Source organism: Variovorax cryoconiti (assembly GCF_051216395.1).
GTDB lineage: Bacteria > Pseudomonadota > Gammaproteobacteria > Burkholderiales > Burkholderiaceae_C > Variovorax.
Window position 1 is genome coordinate 239496 of sequence record NZ_JBPJZI010000003.1, and the last position, 14497, is coordinate 253992.

A 14497-nucleotide genomic window follows, 5' to 3' on the forward strand; every position below is an offset into this window, starting at 1 on the left:
GGCCGCACGATGTTCAAGTGGCTACTCGACTTCAGCCTGGTCAACCGGCTGCTGGTGCTCATCGCCGGCGTGGTGCTCATGGGCTACGGCGCCTTCACGCTGTCACGCATGCCGGTGGACGTGTTCCCCGACCTCAACAAACCCACCGTGACCATCGTCACCGAAGCCGGCGGCATGGCGCCGGAAGAGGTGGAGCAGCTCATCACGCTGCCGCTCGAAACCACGATGAACGGGCTGCCCGGCGTGGAGTCGGTGCGCTCGGTCTCGTCGGCCGGGCTGTCCTTCCTCTACGTCACCTTCGACTGGTCGACCGACATCTACCGCGCGCGCCAGCTGGTGGCCGAGCGGCTCGGTTCGATGGAAGAGGGCATGGCCGACGGCATCACGCCGCGCATGGGGCCGGTGAGTTCGATCATGGGCGAGATCATGCAGATCGCGATCCCGATCGACACCGCCAAGGTGACGCCGATGGCGGTGCGCGAGTACGCCGACTGGGTGCTGCGGCCGCGTCTCCTGTCGGTGCAGGGCGTGGCGCAGGTGATCCCGATCGGCGGCGAGGTGCGGCAGTTCCAGGTGCAGCCCGACACGGTGCGCATGGGCGACCTGGGCATCGCGCACGAGCAGCTCGAGGCCGCACTCAAGGGCTTCTCGGGCAACACCTCGGGCGGCTTCCTCGAACTCAACGGGCGCGAGTACCTCATCCGCCACCTGGGCCGCACTTCGCGCCTCGATGACCTGAAGAACCTGGCGCTGACGGCGAAGGGCGGCCAGCCGATCCTGCTGCGGCAGATCGCCGAGGTCAGCTTCGCGGCGGCCATCAAGCGCGGCGACGCCGGCTTCGAGGGCAAGCCGGCGGTCATCCTCGGCATCCAGAAGCAGCCGACGGCCGACACCATCGCGCTCACGCGGTCGATCGAGGACGCGCTCGCCGGCCTCAAGGCCTCGCTGCCCGCGGGGATGGAAGCGCCGCAGGTCACCTTCCGGCAGGCCAGCTTCATCGAGGCATCGATCACCACGCTGCAGGGCAAGCTGATCGGCGCGTCGGTGTTCGTCGCGGTGATCTTGTTCTTCTTCCTCGGCACGATCCGGCCGACGGTGATCGCGCTGGTCGCGATCCCGGTGTCGATCTTCATCACCGCGCTGGTGTTCCGCTGGTTCGGCCTGTCGATCAACACCATGACGCTCGGTGGCCTGGCCATCGCCATCGGCGGGCTGGTGGACGACGCGGTTGTCGACGTGGAGAACATCCTGCGCCGCCTGAAGGAAGACCGCGCCAAGCCGGCCGCGCAGCGCATGAACCTGCTGGCGCTGGTGGCCAAGGCGTCGATGGAGGTGCGCTCGGGCATCCTCTATGCGACGGTGATCATCGTGCTGGTGTTCATCCCGCTGTTCGCGCTGCCGGGGCTGGAGGGCAAGCTCTTCGTGCCGCTGGGCATCGCCTTCATCGTGTCGACGCTGGCCTCGCTGGTGGTGTCGGTCACGGTCACGCCGGTGCTGAGCTATTACCTGCTGCCGAAGATGAAGCGGCTCGAGCATGGCGACACGAAGGTGCTGGCATGGCTGAAGGACGGCTACCGCAGCGGGCTGCAGTCGGTGCTGGCGCGGCCCAAGGCGGCGCTGGTCGCGGCGGGCGCGGCGGTGCTGGTCGCGGGTGCGGCGGTGCCGTTCTTCCCGACGACCTTCCTGCCGCCCTTCAACGAAGGCACGCTGCTGATCGGCCTGCGCCTGAATCCGGGCGTGACGCTGGCCGAGAGCGCGGCGCTCGCGCGCCAGGCCGAGGTGCTGGTCAAGCAGGTGCCCGAGGTGACGCACGTCGGCCGGCGCAGCGGACGCGCCGAACTCGACGAGCATGCCGAGGGCGTGCACGTGAGCGAGCTCGATGTCGGCCTCAAGCCCACCGCCGAACTCACGCGCTCGATGGACGACATCGGCGCCGACATCCGCGCGCGGCTCGTGAACCTGCCGGCGTCCGTCGGCGTGGGACAGCCGATCTCGCACCGCATCGACCACATGCTCTCGGGCGTGCGCTCGCAGATCGCGATCAAGATCTTCGGCGAAGACCTCGACGTGCTGCGCGGCCAGGCCGACGCCCTGCGCGCGAAGCTCGCGGCCATCCCCGGGCTGGCCGACCTGGAGATCGAGAAGCAGGTGCTGGCGCCGCAGATCAAGGTGCGCATCGACTACGCCGCCGCGGCGCGCTACGGCGTGCCGGCGCCGCAGGTGCTCGCCACGCTGCAGAGCCTGGTCGAAGGCGAGAAGGTGGCGCAGATCGTCGAGGGCAACCGCCGCTTCGCGCTGGTGGTGCGCCTGCCCGAGACGGCGCGCTCGATCGAAGGCCTCGGCCAGATCCTGATCGACACGCCGACCGGCCGCGTGCCGCTGTCGAAGATCGCCAGCATCGAGGACGGCGACGGCCCCAACCAGATCAGCCGCGACGACGGCAAGCGCCGCATCGTGCTCTCGGCCAACGCGCAGGGCAGGCCGCTGTCGGACGTGGTGGCCGACATTCGTGCGGCCGTGGCGGCGACGCCGTTGCCCGAGGGCACCTTCATCACGCTGGGCGGCCAGTTCCAGGCGCAGGAAGAGGCATCGCGCCTGATCGGGGTGCTGTCGCTGGTCTCGCTGGCGCTGATGGCCGTGGTGCTCTACAGCCGCTACCGGTCGATGGTGCTGTCGGCGCTCATCATGGCCAACATCCCGCTCGCGCTGGTCGGCGCGGTGCTCGGCCTGTGGCTGTCGGGCCAGCCGCTGTCGGTGGCGGCGCTCGTGGGCTTCATCACGCTGGCCGGCGTCTCGGTGCGCAACGGCATCCTGAAGGTGAGCCACTACGTCAACCTGATGCGCTACGAGGGCGAGGCCTTCGGCGTGCCGATGATCGTGCGCGGCTCGCTCGAGCGGCTGGCGCCGGTGCTGATGACCGCGCTGGTCACCGCCTTCGCGCTGGCGCCGCTGCTGTTCGAGGCCGAGCAGCCCGGCACCGAGGTGCTGCACCCGGTGGCCGTGGTGATCTTCTCCGGCCTCATCAGCTCGACGCTGCTCGACACCTTCCTCACGCCCGCGATGTTCTGGCTGTTCGGCCGCAAGGCGGCGCAGCGGCTGGCCGACGACGACAGCGCCGAAGCGCTGTGAGCTGTTCTTCCCTCATTTTTCCAAGGAGTCTTTCATGACGTTGCGTTCCCTTCTTCTCGCCGCATCCCTTGTCGCTACCGCCGGCACGGCCCTCGCGCATGGCGACGAACACGCCCACACCCCGCTGCACGGCGGCGTGGTCACCGAGGTCAAGGACATGGACTACGAACTCGTCGCCAAGCCCGGCGTGGTGCAGCTCTACCTGCGCGACCACGGCAAGCCGGCCGACGTGGCCAAGGCCAGCGCCAAGCTCACGCTGCTGGCCGGCATCGACAAGCAGGACGTCGAACTCAAGCCGGCCGGCGACAGGCTCGAGGCCACCGGCAGCTTCAAGACCGCAGCCGGCACCAAGGCGGTGGTGGTGGTGCGGATCGACGGCAAGCCGGCGTCGACCGCGCGCTTCACGCTGCGCTGATCTCGCGCAGCGTCGGGATCGACGTCTGCGCCCCGCGGCGCGTGACCGACAGCGCCGCGGCGGCCTGGCCGAAGCGGATCGCCTCGGCCGCTGGAGCGCCTGCGGCCAGCTGCGCCGCGAAGCCGCCGATGAAGGTGTCGCCGGCAGCCGTGGTGTCGACCGCTTCGACCGCGGGCGCGGGGTGGTGCTGCGTGCCACCGGCGTGCGCATGCAGCACGCCCTGCGCGCCGAGCGTGATCAGCACGTGCACGCAGCCCCTCGCCAGCAGCACCGCAGCCGCCTGCTGTGCCGAGGAGATGTCCGTCACCGCGATGCCGCTGAGCATCGAGGCCTCGACCTCGTTCGGCACCAGCCAGTCGACCTGCGCCAGCAGCGCTGCATCGAGCGGTTGCGCGGGCGCCGGGTTCAGCACGGTGGTCTTGCCCGCGGCCTGGGCGCGCTGCAGCGCCTGCTGCACGGTGAGCATCGGCACTTCGAGCTGGCAGACGACGACGGCGGCGTGCGCCAGCAACATCTCGGCCGCGTCGAGGTCGGCGCTGCCCAGCGTGTCGTTGGCGCCGGGCACCAGCACGATGTGGTTGCGGCTCGCACGGTCGACCGCGATCAGCGCCATGCCGGTGGGTTGCGTGGCATGCGTGCGCAATGCGCGCAGGTCGATGCCTTCGTGCCGCAGGCCGTCGCGCAGCAGGCGGCCGTGCGTGTCGTCGCCCACGCAGCCGACCATCGCGGTGCGCGCACCCAGCCGCGCCGCGGCCACGGCCTGGTTGGCGCCCTTGCCGCCGGCGACGGTGGCGAAGCCTTCACTGGCCAAGGTCTCGCCCGGTGCCGGCAGGTGCGGCACGCGCGCCACCAGGTCCATGTTGAGGCTGCCGATGACGAGGACCCGGGCGTCGTTGGAAGAGGGCATGGCGTGACAGTGTAGGGAGCGTGTCGGCGCGGGAACTTGTGTGGAGGTGCACCGCCTCTGGGCTGCGCCGTCGGGAGTCGACGGGCATGGCGCGAGGCGAGACCCGCGCAACCGCGCGTCGCGCCTGGGCCCTGCGCGATGCATGGGTGCCGCGCGCATCGATTGTCCCGTCGGCCGGGACAGTCGTCGCGCTGCGCGGCGTTTATCGCGACCGTCCTTCTGGCTATCTTGCGACCCGTGCCGCATCGCTCGCGGCGCTTTCATCGCCAACGCTTTCACCTCACATTTCAAGGACATCTCCATGACGCTCACCATCGTCGGCTACGGCAACGTCGGCTCCGGCCTCGCCAAGCAATTCGTCCAGGCAGGCCACAGCGTGACGCTGACCGGCCGGTCGCTCGACAAGGCCCAGGCCGTGGCCGAAGCCCTCGGTGCCAAGGTGCTGCCGATGGCCGAGGCCGCCAAGGACGTCGAAGTCGTCGTGCTGGCCGTGCCCTACGACCAGGCCCCGGACGCGCTCGCCGCGCTGGGCGACCTGAAGGGCAAGGTCATCGTCGACGTCTCGAACCCGCTGACCGCCGACTACATGGGCCTGACCGTCGGCTTCAGCACCTCGGCCGCCGAAGAGATCGCCAAGGCCGCGCCCACGGCGTACGTCGTGAAGGCCTTCAACACGCTGTTCGCGCAGGTCATGCACCAGGGCGCGGGCTTCGGCGAATTCAAGGGCAGCGTGTTTTTCGCCGGCGACGAGCCGAAGGCCAAGGACACGGTCAAGGCGCTGATCGAGAGCATCGGTTTCGACGCCGTCGACGCCGGCGGCCTGAAGAACGCGCGCTACCTCGAGCCGGTGGCCGGCCTGAACATCTACTTCGGCTACGGCGCCGGCCTGGGCACGCAGATCGCGCCGGTCTGGCTCACGCGCTGAGAACGTGCGAATGAACCTGCTGCGCCCCCCGATCTCGCATCTGTGGTCCTCACTGCACGCGAGTGCGGCTCCGGTCCTCGACGCAAGCTCGGGGCGCTCGCGACGGTTCCTTCACACGTTCTGAGACCCGCGGACGCCGGGGCCGATCACCGGCCCTGAAAGCGAAACGCGGCTCGACCGGGTTTTTGGTGGACGCGCGCGGTTCAGGCGTGCAACGCCTCCGCCGCCTCGGCCGACTCGTTCTCCGTGATCCCCAACTGCGCCTGCCGGTACGCCCGCGGCGTGGTGCCGAATTCGGCGCGGAAGGTGCGGCTGAAATGCGCCGGGTCGCTGAAGCCCCAGCGGAAGCAAATGTCGGAGATCGACAGGTGGCGGTGCAGCGTGCTCTGCAGGTCGGAGCGGCAGCGCTCCAGCCGGCGCTGGCGCAGGTACTGCCCGAAGCTGTGGCCGGCGGCTTCGAAGAGCTTCTGGATGTAGCGCAGCGACGCGTGCTGCTCGGCGGCGATCTTGCCGACGCTGAGTTCCGGGTCGCCCAGCTGGTTCTCGATCGACTGGCAGATGCGCTGGTAGTGCACCAGCCGCGCGGTGCTGCCGAAGGCCTGCACCGCCGTGCTGCCGGCCAGGCTCACCACCACGAACTCGGTCAGTGCGAGCTCGATGGGGCGCAGCTCGGCGGCGTCGAGTTCTTCCATGTTCTCGGCCACCGACGTGAGCATGCCCGCGAAGATGCGGTTGATCGCCTTGTGGCCCGAGAGCGTGCCGGTGCGCAGCGAGCCCAGGTTGATGAGGCGCGGGTGCAGCATCAGTTGCGGGATCTTCACGTAGAGCATGCGGAAGTCGCTCTTGAGCGTGAGCGTGGAATCGACGCCGGTGGGCCCGTAGATGATGTCGCCCGGCGTCAGGTCGATCACGGGTTCGCCCTTGCCACCGCCGAAGGCGAAGCGGCCTTCCATCAGGATCGACAGCCACACCGAGAAGGGCTGCTCGCCCGAGCGCCCCGAGATGGTCTGCGGCGACGCGCTCATGCGGGCGAACTCGATGCCCTGCGGCGACACCAGGCTGGCCACGTCGCCGTGCACGCCGGCATCCGGCTGGTCGACGGTGGGCAGGTGCAGGCGCGAGAGGGCCTGCTGCCACACGCGGGGGCGCTCGCCCTGGATGTAGGCGTTGGTCGAGAAATTCCATGCGTTCACGATGAACCTCCGGTGGCTGCTTCTGAAAAGGTGCGGCGCACCCCGTCTTCGACTTGCGTCAAGGCACAGAGCAATTTCCCGGCCACCGGGGCGCGAATTCGCGAAATGGCAAGAGTTCGTGCGCTTTCAGCCGGTCCGGCGGCGCGCGGGTGTGCACAAAGAGAGACGACGGCTCAGCGCGCGAGCCAGTCGGCACCGGCCAGGGACTCGACCAGGAAGTCGATGGCCACGCGCACCTTCATCGGCAGCTGGCGCCGGCTCGGGTACACCGCGTGGATGCCCACGCTGCGCAGCGGGTAGCGCTGCAGCACCGGCACCAGTTCGCCGCACCGCAGGCTGTCGGCCAGCAGGAAGCTCGGCTGCATGACGATGCCGAGCCCCGCGCGTGCCGCCGCCAGGCAGGTGTCGCCGTTGTTGGCGCACAGCCGGGCCTGCGTGCGCACCGCGATCGGGCCTCGGTCACTGTCGAAGTGCCAGACGTCGCCTTCCGCGGCATAGGTGTAGCCGATGACGGCGCGGTCCGCGAGTTCGTCCGGGTGCATCGGCTCGCCGTGCCGTGCCAGGTAGGCCGGTGCCGCGCAGGCGATCAGCCGCGTGCTCCCGAGCGGCCGGCTGATGAAGGAGGGGTGCTGGCGGTCGGAGATGCGCACGGCCAGGTCGAAGCGCTCGTCGTTCAGGTCGAGCAGTGCGTCGCTCAGGTGCACGTCCAGCCGCAGCCCCGGATGGCGTGCCAGCAGCTGCGGCCAGAGCGGCGCCAGGTGCTGCGTGCCGAAGCTCATCGGCGCCTGCACGCGCAGCAGGCCTGCGGGCTGCTGCGCATCACCGGCCACCAGTTCGTCGGCCTCGTCCAGCGCCTGCACGATGTGCTTGCAGCGGGCCAGGTACAGCGTGCCCGCCGGCGTGAGCGACACGCGGCGCGTGCTGCGCTGGAACAGGCGCGCCCCCAGGCGCTGCTCCAGCTCGATCACGCTGCGCGAGACCGCCGTCTTCGACACGCCGATGGCGTCGGCCGCGCGCACGAAGCTGCCCGACTCCGCGACCGAGACGAAGCACTCGATCTCGCGCAGCCTGTTGCTGCTCATCGGGCGTGTGCGTTCAGAAGCCCTTCGGCGGGAAGATGTTGCGCGGGATGCGCACGTGTGCGCCCTGCGTGGCGTCGACCACCTGCGTCACGCCGAAGTCGGCCGCCACGCTCATGAGCGAATAGCTGTCGTTGCGCGACAGGCCGTGGTGCTCGTTGAGCAGCTTGAGCATGTCGAGCGCGGCGTTGCGCGTGGCCACGTTCAGGTCGGGGTCGAAGCCGTGCACGATGAAGGAGTCGTCGGTCTCCAGCAGTGGCGAGGGGAAGAAGAAATCCTTGCGCAGGATGATCTGCATCGTCACGTTGAGCGAGCTCTCGATGGCGGTGCCGCTGATCTCGCCGTCGCCCTGCGACACGTGCGGGTCGCCGATGGAGAACAGCGCGCCGTCGACCTGCACCGGGTAGTACATGGTCGCGCCGGCGCCGATGCGCCAGTTGTCGATGTTGCCGCCGTGCAGGCCCGGCGGGATGGTGCTCACGCGGCCGTGCACGTCGGGTGCCACGCCGGCCGTGCCCAGGTGGGGCCGCACCGGCACGCGCACGCCCTTGAGCGCCTCCTGCCGGTCGCACACCGGGCATTCGGTGACGGTGCCCGGCACCAGGTACTTGCCGGGGAAGTCGTAGGCGTACAGGGCGCGCGCGTTGTTCGAGTTGGGGTCCAGCTCGTAGATGGTCACGCGTTCCTTCTCGTCGAACTCCTTGTACAGATAGCCCCAGTTGGCCGCGAGGTTGGAGCCGTAGTTGTTGCGCGGCGTCATGCGGTGGTAGCGCACCTCCAGCATGTCGCCCGGCTTGGCGCCCTCGACGAAGATCGGCCCCGTCATGATGTGCACGCCGGGGTTGCGGTCCTCCTCGGGAATCTCCTTGAAGATCTTCCACACCGCGTCGTCCATCATCAGCGCGGGTGCGTCGCCCGCGTGGTGCGTGATGGCCTCGGCGACCACCAGGTCGCCGCTCTTCACCGTCAGGGCCGGTGCCTGGGCCGGGTCGAAGTAACCCCAGTGCACGTTCTGCGGTGTGGCGCGCAGCGTGTGCAGGGCGGTGGGTTCGACAGGGGCGCGGCGTTGGTTGTGTTCGCAGATCAGGGCCATCGTGGTGCTCGTGACGTGTGGTGAAAGAGAAGAGGGGTCGCGCGTGCGCGGTTCAGAGATCGAGCACGAGCAAGGGGGTCTTCGAGCGCGAGCAGCACGGCGTGAACTCGGTGTTCGCGGCCTGCTCCTCGGGGCTCAGCAGCAGGTCGCGGTGGTCGGGCACGCCGGCCAGCACGCGGGTGCGGCAGCTGCCGCACACACCGACCTCGCACGACATCGGGATGTGCACGCCGGCCGCGGCCAGCGCGTGCACGATGCTCTGGTCGGCCGCGATCGGAATGCGTTGCCCGGTGGAGGCGATCTCGACCTCGAAGGCCTCGAAGGTTTCGCCGTCGGTCGCGGTGCCAGGCGGCTGGGTGGCCGGCGCGCCGAAGCGCTCGAAGTGGATGTGGTCGCCGGCCCAGCCTTGTTCTCGCGCGATGCGGTCGGCCGCATCGATCATCCCGCCCGGCCCGCACACGTACAGGTGGCGCCCCGGCTTGCCGCTGCCCAGCAGCGTCGGCAGGTCCATCGGCGCCACGCCCCGGCCGTCGTCGGCGTACAGGTGCACGCGGTGGCCGAACACGCCCGAGCGCAGCAGCGGCAGGAAGGCCATGTGCTCCAGCGAGCGACCGCTGAAATGCAGCTCGAAGTCGAGCCCCGCGGCGGTCAGTTCCAGCGCCATGCACAACACCGGCGTCACGCCGATGCCGCCGGCCAGCAGCAGCGGCGGCTGCGCGGCGGGTAGCTGCAGCGCGAAGTGGTTGAAGGGGCCGCGCACCGCCAGCGTGTCGCCGGGGCCGACCGTGTCGCACAGCAGCACCGAGCCGCCGCGCCCGGCCGTCTCTCGCTGCACCGCGATGCGGTAGTGCGCGCGGTCCGCCGGCGAGTTGCACAGCGAGTAGTGGCGGATCAACCCGCCGACCTTCACCTCGAGGTGCGCACCGGCCGTGAAGGCCGGCAGCGTCGCGCCATCGGCCACCATCAGGTCGAACACGACGATGTCACGCGTCTCGTGGCGCCGACCCATCACCTGCAGCGCGAACCACTGGCTCGGATCGATCAGGGAGGCGGGGAGGACGTCAGCAGGGCGCTGGACGAGGGGCGCAGAAGACATGCGGTGAAGGGGCTGGAAGGTCGCTTGGATCACGGTGAGGTGATCCTAGGGACGCCGCTTCAGGGTGTCTTGCGCGTGGGTGCACGGGGGCTTGATGCCGGCTTCGGCGACCGACAGGTTGCACCGGCGCTATGCGCTCACGCCGGGCTCGACCTCAGCCCATACGTCTTCCCGCCCACGAACAGGTACTCCACCCGCATCACGGCTTCCCCCGCCTCGTCCTTGAAGGTGAAGCCCACCGCCGAGACCGAATCGCCTGCCTTGATCTCGGCCACGTTCCACGCGGACATGCGCGTGAGCGGCGCCAGTTCCAGTTCCCAGCGGCGGTCCTTGCGTTTGGGCAACACGGCCTTGGCCAGCAGGGCGGGGCCGTCGACGCCGGCGCTTTGCGCCGGCAGCGGGCGCTGCTTGAGGTCGGCGGGCAGCGCCAGGCCGGGGCTCAGGTCGATCAGCAGCTCGGCGTGCGGGTTCTGCCACTTGCTGCTGAACACCTTGCCTTCGAGGTAGATCGGCCGGTCCTGGTCGAAGCTGCTCCAGCCGTGGTGGGCCCACGCGGTCGGCAGTGCAAGAGGTGTCGCCGAAGCGGCGGCAGTGGCGAGGACGAAGCGGCGGCGGGACATCGGCATGGCAGCACTCCTGGAGGGTTGGAAATCAGTAGGCGATCCAGCGTCCGCAGACGACGACGCCGAGCCAGATGGCAGTGGACACCAACATCTGAACCCGCGCCACCAGGTCGAGTTTTTCCAGCGAGCCGCGGCCGTGGAACCACGCGGCATTGCAGCCGGCGGCGGCGAGCAGGCCCATCTTCAGCAGGAAGCTGCGGTTGGCGAGCAGTTCGGCCGGCTGGGTGGCGAACAGGAGCAGCCCGCTGGCGGCGGCCAGCGCGAAGCCGCCCAGCGCGATGCCGAGCGACAGCCGCGCCAGCGCCTTCACCGGCAAGGCCGCGGCGCCGCCCCAGACGCGGATTTCGAGCGCCAGCAGGTTGCCCAGCAGCAGGGCGATGCCGACGATGTGGACCACTTCGAGCGCGGGATAGGCCCAGACGTGGGCGCGGAGTTCGCTGAACATGGGTGGGCCTTTCGGTGGTCGTGAATCGCGCAGCGCGGCCAGTCCCTACACCCGCTCCGTCCGCCCGCGCCCGCCGGCCTTGGCCTGGTACAGGCCCCGGTCGGCCCGGTCGATCGCCTGTTCGATGGCCTCGTCCACGCGGTGCTCGCTGATGCCGGCGGAGAAATTCAGGCGCAGCCCCGGCACGCCGGGGGCGATCTGGGTGTCGGCCAACTGCCGGCGCAGGCGCTCGAGGCTGGCTTCGGCCGTGCGGTCGGGCGTGTGCGGCAGCAGGATCAGGAATTCCTCGCCGCCCCAGCGCGCGATGATGTCGGTGTCGTGCAGCACGCGGCGGGCGATGTCGGCGAAGCCCAGCAGCGCCTCGTCGCCGACGGCGTGGCTCCATGCGTCGTTGATCTGCTTGAAATGGTCGAGGTCGATCAGCGCGATCGAGAAGGCGTCGCCGCCGTTGCGGTGGGCCTCCGCCTGCAGATGGAGCAGCAGCGTCATGTGGCGTCGGTTCATCAGGCCGGTCAGATCATCGTACGTGGCCAGCCGGCGCATGGCCTCGTGGGCCGTGTCGAGCTCCTCCGCGCGCCGTTCGAGCAGCACGTGCGCGCGCTGCCGCGCCTCGTAGTCGCCCGACACCAGCGCGATGATCTTGAGGGCGTAGAAGAAGAACAGCACGAAGACGCTCGCCAGCGCCCAGTTCGCATAGCCGCCCCGTAAAGCCAGCACGACGCAGGTGGGGCCGAGCAGCAGGGGCGCGTACCAGCGTGCCAGCGGCGCGTCGATGGCCATGATGGCACTGGCGCCAGCGGTGAGGCCGATGGTGGCCATCAGCATCGACCAGCGCATCGGCTCACTCTCGGCCGTGCCCAAGATGTACGCGCACAGCAGGCCCCAATACCCCTGGAAGATCCACGACGCCCAGGCGAAGCTTCGTTGCGCCAGGCGGAAGTCATGGCTTGCGAAACGCGCGAGCCGCCGCTCCAGCTCGTACCGACCGGCTGCCCCGGCGACCAGGCACATCGCGGCAATGAGCGTAAACACCGGATGGGTGGACGCATACGCATAGACATGCGCGATCACCAGCCAGAACAGCGGGTACAGAAACAGGCCGCTGCGAGAGCGTTTCGCGACGTCGAGCAGGCGCTGGCGCTTGCAGGCCAGCGGGAGCTCGGCGCCGTCGTCGACGAGGCTCGGGCGCGGCACGTTCGGACGGGAAGCGGGCATGGCTATTCCTCGGCGTCGACCGCCAGGGTCGACGGCCGGCGAGACGCCGGCGCCGGCGTGCCGAGCCGGTCGGACACCTGCCGTGCGCAGCGCACGAGCGCCGTCGCCACCGACCCGGCCCAGCGGGTGTCGAAGATGCCCGACGGGCCGATCGCGGTCACGGCCAGCACGATGGCGCCGGTGTGGTCGAACACCGGCGCGGCCATGGCGCTGACGCCGGGGATCACCTCGTTCTCCGACCGGCTCGCGCCGTGCGCACGCACCTCGTCCAGCTGCGCCTCGAACGCGCTCCACGACGGCAGCGGCTGCACCGGCGGCAAGCCGGCCTGGGCGGGCGCGTCGGCCTTGCGCTGCTTCTCGCGGCGGCGTTCGTCCTCCAGCATCCGGCGCACCTCGGCGGGCGGCAGGTAGGCCGCGAACAGCCGGCCCGATGCGGTGCGCGTGAGCGAGAAGACGGTGCCGTGCCGCAGGCTCACGTGCACGGGCGAGGGCGCCTCGGCGATGTGCACCATGGTCGCGCCGCGCGCGCCCCACACGGCCAGGCCGACGGTCTGGCCGATCTGCTCGGCCAGCGGCGCCATCAGCGGCGTGGCGATGTGCACCGGGTCGGCCTGCTGCAGGCCGATCAACCCCAGTTGCAAGGCGAGCGGCCCGAGCCGATAGTGGCCGCTGGCGCCGTCCTGCTCGATGAGGCCGAGCCGGCCGAAGCTCACCATGTACGGGTGCGCCTTGGCGGCCGTCATGTCGGCTTCGCGCGCCAGGTCCTTCAGCGCCATCGGACGGCCGTGGTGCACCAGCGCCCGCAGCAACTGGCCGCCGACCTCGATGCTCTGGATGCCGCGCTGGGCGGGGCTTTCCCGTGTGCTGACGCTGCTTTTGCTGCTGCTGGCCATCGGTCCCGCTTCTGCCGCGGTTTGTTCGTGGATGAAGAACGGATTAGACATGAACCGACGCCGGCACTACACTGCAAAAATTCGCTAAGGGCGAACGAATTTGGATTAGACGAATTTCCTGGCAAAGACAGATGGAGACACGACGATGAGCACCACGCCGACCGACACCGCCCTGCGCTACCAGCACGGCTTCGGCAACGAGTACGCCAGCGAGGCCGTCCCCGGCGCGCTGCCGCAAGGCCGCAACAGCCCGCAGCGCGCGCCCTTCGACCTCTACCCCGAGCTGATCTCCGGCACCGCCTTCACCGCGCCGCGCCACACCAACCGCCGCAGCTGGCTGTACCGCCGCCAGCCCTCGGTGGTGTCGGGCCGCTACCAGCCTTATGCGCAGCCGCTGTGGACGACCGGCGCCGACCGTGACATGGCGGTGGCGCCCGAGCCGCTGCGCTGGCATCCGATCCCGTTCGAGGCATCGGCCGAGACCACCGACTTCGTCGACGGCATGCACACGCTGGCCGCCAACGGCGACGCCGAGATGCAGGCCGGCGTGGCGGCGCACGTGTACCTGGCCGGCCGCTCGATGGCGCGCCGCGCCTTCGTCAACGCCGACGGCGAGATGCTGCTGGTGCCGCAGCAGGGCCGGTTGCGCATCACGACCGAGATGGGCGTGCTCGAGGTGAAGCCGGGTGAGATCGCGCTGCTGCCGCGCGGCGTGGCTTTCAAGGTCGCCTTGCCGGATTCGGAAGCGGGTGCGGGCGTGTCGCGCGGCTACGTCTGCGAGAACTACGGCGCACAGTTCCGCCTGCCCGAGCTCGGCCCGATCGGCTCCAACGGCCTGGCCAACGCACGCGACTTCCAGGCGCCGGTGGCGGCCTACGAAGAGATCGAAGGCGGCGAGGGCGTCTACGAGGTCGTCAAAAAATACGGCGGCCGCTTCTGGCGCGCGCCGATGAAGCAGTCGCCCTTCAACGTGGTCGCGTGGCACGGCAACCTGGCGCCGGTGAAGTACGACACGGTCAACTTCATGACCATCGGCTCGATCAGCTTCGACCACCCGGACCCGTCGATCTTCACCGTGCTCACCTCGCCGAGCGACACGCCCGGCACGGCCAACTGCGACTTCGTGATCTTCCCGCCGCGCTGGCTGGTGATGGAAGACACCTTCCGTCCGCCGTGGTATCACCGCAACCTCATGAGCGAGTTCATGGGCCTGGTGTACGGCGAATACGACGCCAAGCCCGGCGGCTTCAAGCCCGGCGGCGCCAGCCTGCACAACCCGATGGTGCCGCACGGCCCGGACGAGGAAGCCTTCGAGAAGGCGAGCCATGGCGAGCTGCAGCCGCGCAAGCTCGACAACACGCTGGCCTTCATGTTCGAGAGCCGTTACCGTTTCGTGCCGACGCCCTTCGCGATGCAGAGCCCCGCGCTGGACGAAGACTATGCCGACTGCTGGGCCGGCCTCAAGGATCAGTTCCAAAAGTAGA

13 protein-coding genes are annotated in these 14497 nt (G+C 69.7%); 4 read left to right on the top strand and 9 right to left on the bottom strand.

What is annotated here, in order from left to right:
• Positions 1-9 precede the first annotated feature (9 nt).
• Together ACSFA2_RS10220 and ACSFA2_RS10225 are read left to right on the top strand one after the other, a co-directional pair.
• Complete coding sequence (locus ACSFA2_RS10220; protein WP_435455216.1) at positions 10-3129, top strand: efflux RND transporter permease subunit; 3120 nt, start codon at positions 10-12, stop codon at positions 3127-3129.
• Positions 3130-3163: 34 nt separating this feature from the next.
• Complete coding sequence (locus ACSFA2_RS10225; RefSeq protein ID WP_435455217.1) at positions 3164-3544, top strand: hypothetical protein; 381 nt, start codon at positions 3164-3166, stop codon at positions 3542-3544.
• On the opposite strand, the gene rbsK is transcribed toward ACSFA2_RS10225, so the two are convergent.
• Positions 3531-4451, bottom strand: a complete 921-nt coding sequence (gene rbsK / locus ACSFA2_RS10230) for a ribokinase (RefSeq protein WP_435455218.1) — start codon at positions 4449-4451, stop codon at positions 3531-3533. The two genes, ACSFA2_RS10225 and rbsK, sit on opposite strands and share 14 nt — an antisense overlap.
• 301 nt (positions 4452-4752) lie before the next feature.
• On the opposite strand from rbsK, the gene ACSFA2_RS10235 reads away from it, so the two are divergent.
• On the top strand, positions 4753-5376 hold the full coding sequence (locus ACSFA2_RS10235; protein ID WP_435455219.1) for an NADPH-dependent F420 reductase: 624 nt from the start codon (positions 4753-4755) through the stop codon (positions 5374-5376).
• A 203-nt stretch (positions 5377-5579) separates the two neighbouring features.
• Here ACSFA2_RS10235 and ACSFA2_RS10240 read toward each other — a convergent pair whose 3' ends face one another.
• The 8 genes from ACSFA2_RS10240 to ACSFA2_RS10275 form a co-directional block, all read right to left on the bottom strand.
• Positions 5580-6569, bottom strand: coding sequence for an AraC family transcriptional regulator (locus ACSFA2_RS10240; protein ID WP_435455220.1), 990 nt, complete (start codon positions 6567-6569; stop codon positions 5580-5582).
• 173 nt (positions 6570-6742) lie between these two features.
• Positions 6743-7651, bottom strand: a complete 909-nt coding sequence (locus ACSFA2_RS10245) for a LysR family transcriptional regulator (protein ID WP_435455221.1) — start codon at positions 7649-7651, stop codon at positions 6743-6745.
• 13 nt (positions 7652-7664) lie between these two features.
• Entirely contained in the window at positions 7665-8741 is a 1077-nt protein-coding gene (locus tag ACSFA2_RS10250) for an acetamidase/formamidase family protein (RefSeq protein ID WP_435455222.1), read from the bottom strand.
• A 52-nt stretch (positions 8742-8793) separates the two neighbouring features.
• Complete coding sequence (locus ACSFA2_RS10255) at positions 8794-9837, bottom strand: PDR/VanB family oxidoreductase (protein WP_435455223.1); 1044 nt, start codon at positions 9835-9837, stop codon at positions 8794-8796.
• A 137-nt stretch (positions 9838-9974) separates the two neighbouring features.
• Entirely contained in the window at positions 9975-10457 is a 483-nt protein-coding gene (locus ACSFA2_RS10260; protein ID WP_435455502.1) for a DUF6152 family protein, read from the bottom strand.
• 31 nt (positions 10458-10488) lie between these two features.
• A complete protein-coding gene (locus tag ACSFA2_RS10265) occupies positions 10489-10905 on the bottom strand; it encodes a hypothetical protein (RefSeq protein ID WP_435455224.1) in 417 nt (138 codons plus the stop codon).
• A gap of 45 nt (positions 10906-10950) precedes the next feature.
• Positions 10951-12120 (bottom strand): GGDEF domain-containing protein, encoded by a 1170-nt coding sequence (locus ACSFA2_RS10270; RefSeq protein ID WP_435455225.1) that lies wholly within the window; start codon positions 12118-12120, stop codon positions 10951-10953.
• Positions 12121-12122: 2 nt separating this feature from the next.
• On the bottom strand, positions 12123-13013 hold the full coding sequence (locus ACSFA2_RS10275; RefSeq protein ID WP_435455226.1) for an IclR family transcriptional regulator: 891 nt from the start codon (positions 13011-13013) through the stop codon (positions 12123-12125).
• A gap of 145 nt (positions 13014-13158) precedes the next feature.
• Between ACSFA2_RS10275 and hmgA the strand changes: the two genes are divergently transcribed.
• Positions 13159-14496: a homogentisate 1,2-dioxygenase gene (gene hmgA / locus ACSFA2_RS10280; RefSeq protein WP_435455227.1), complete on the top strand. Its 1338-nt coding sequence runs from the start codon at positions 13159-13161 to the stop codon at positions 14494-14496.
• Position 14497 lies beyond the last annotated feature (1 nt).

Coding starts and splice junctions, on each gene's coding strand:
- ACSFA2_RS10245 (WP_435455221.1), bottom strand. CDS start 7,651: ATGAGCAGCAACAGGCTGCGCGAGATCGAGTGCTTCGTCTCGGTCGCG.
- hmgA (WP_435455227.1), top strand. CDS start 13,159: ATGAGCACCACGCCGACCGACACCGCCCTGCGCTACCAGCACGGCTTC.
- ACSFA2_RS10270 (WP_435455225.1), bottom strand. CDS start 12,120: ATGCCCGCTTCCCGTCCGAACGTGCCGCGCCCGAGCCTCGTCGACGAC.
- ACSFA2_RS10275 (WP_435455226.1), bottom strand. CDS start 13,013: ATGGCCAGCAGCAGCAAAAGCAGCGTCAGCACACGGGAAAGCCCCGCC.
- ACSFA2_RS10235 (WP_435455219.1), top strand. CDS start 4,753: ATGACGCTCACCATCGTCGGCTACGGCAACGTCGGCTCCGGCCTCGCC.
- ACSFA2_RS10255 (WP_435455223.1), bottom strand. CDS start 9,837: ATGTCTTCTGCGCCCCTCGTCCAGCGCCCTGCTGACGTCCTCCCCGCC.
- ACSFA2_RS10260 (WP_435455502.1), bottom strand. CDS start 10,457: ATGTCCCGCCGCCGCTTCGTCCTCGCCACTGCCGCCGCTTCGGCGACA.
- ACSFA2_RS10265 (WP_435455224.1), bottom strand. CDS start 10,905: ATGTTCAGCGAACTCCGCGCCCACGTCTGGGCCTATCCCGCGCTCGAA.
- ACSFA2_RS10250 (WP_435455222.1), bottom strand. CDS start 8,741: ATGGCCCTGATCTGCGAACACAACCAACGCCGCGCCCCTGTCGAACCC.
- ACSFA2_RS10220 (WP_435455216.1), top strand. CDS start 10: ATGTTCAAGTGGCTACTCGACTTCAGCCTGGTCAACCGGCTGCTGGTG.
- ACSFA2_RS10225 (WP_435455217.1), top strand. CDS start 3,164: ATGACGTTGCGTTCCCTTCTTCTCGCCGCATCCCTTGTCGCTACCGCC.
- rbsK (WP_435455218.1), bottom strand. CDS start 4,451: ATGCCCTCTTCCAACGACGCCCGGGTCCTCGTCATCGGCAGCCTCAAC.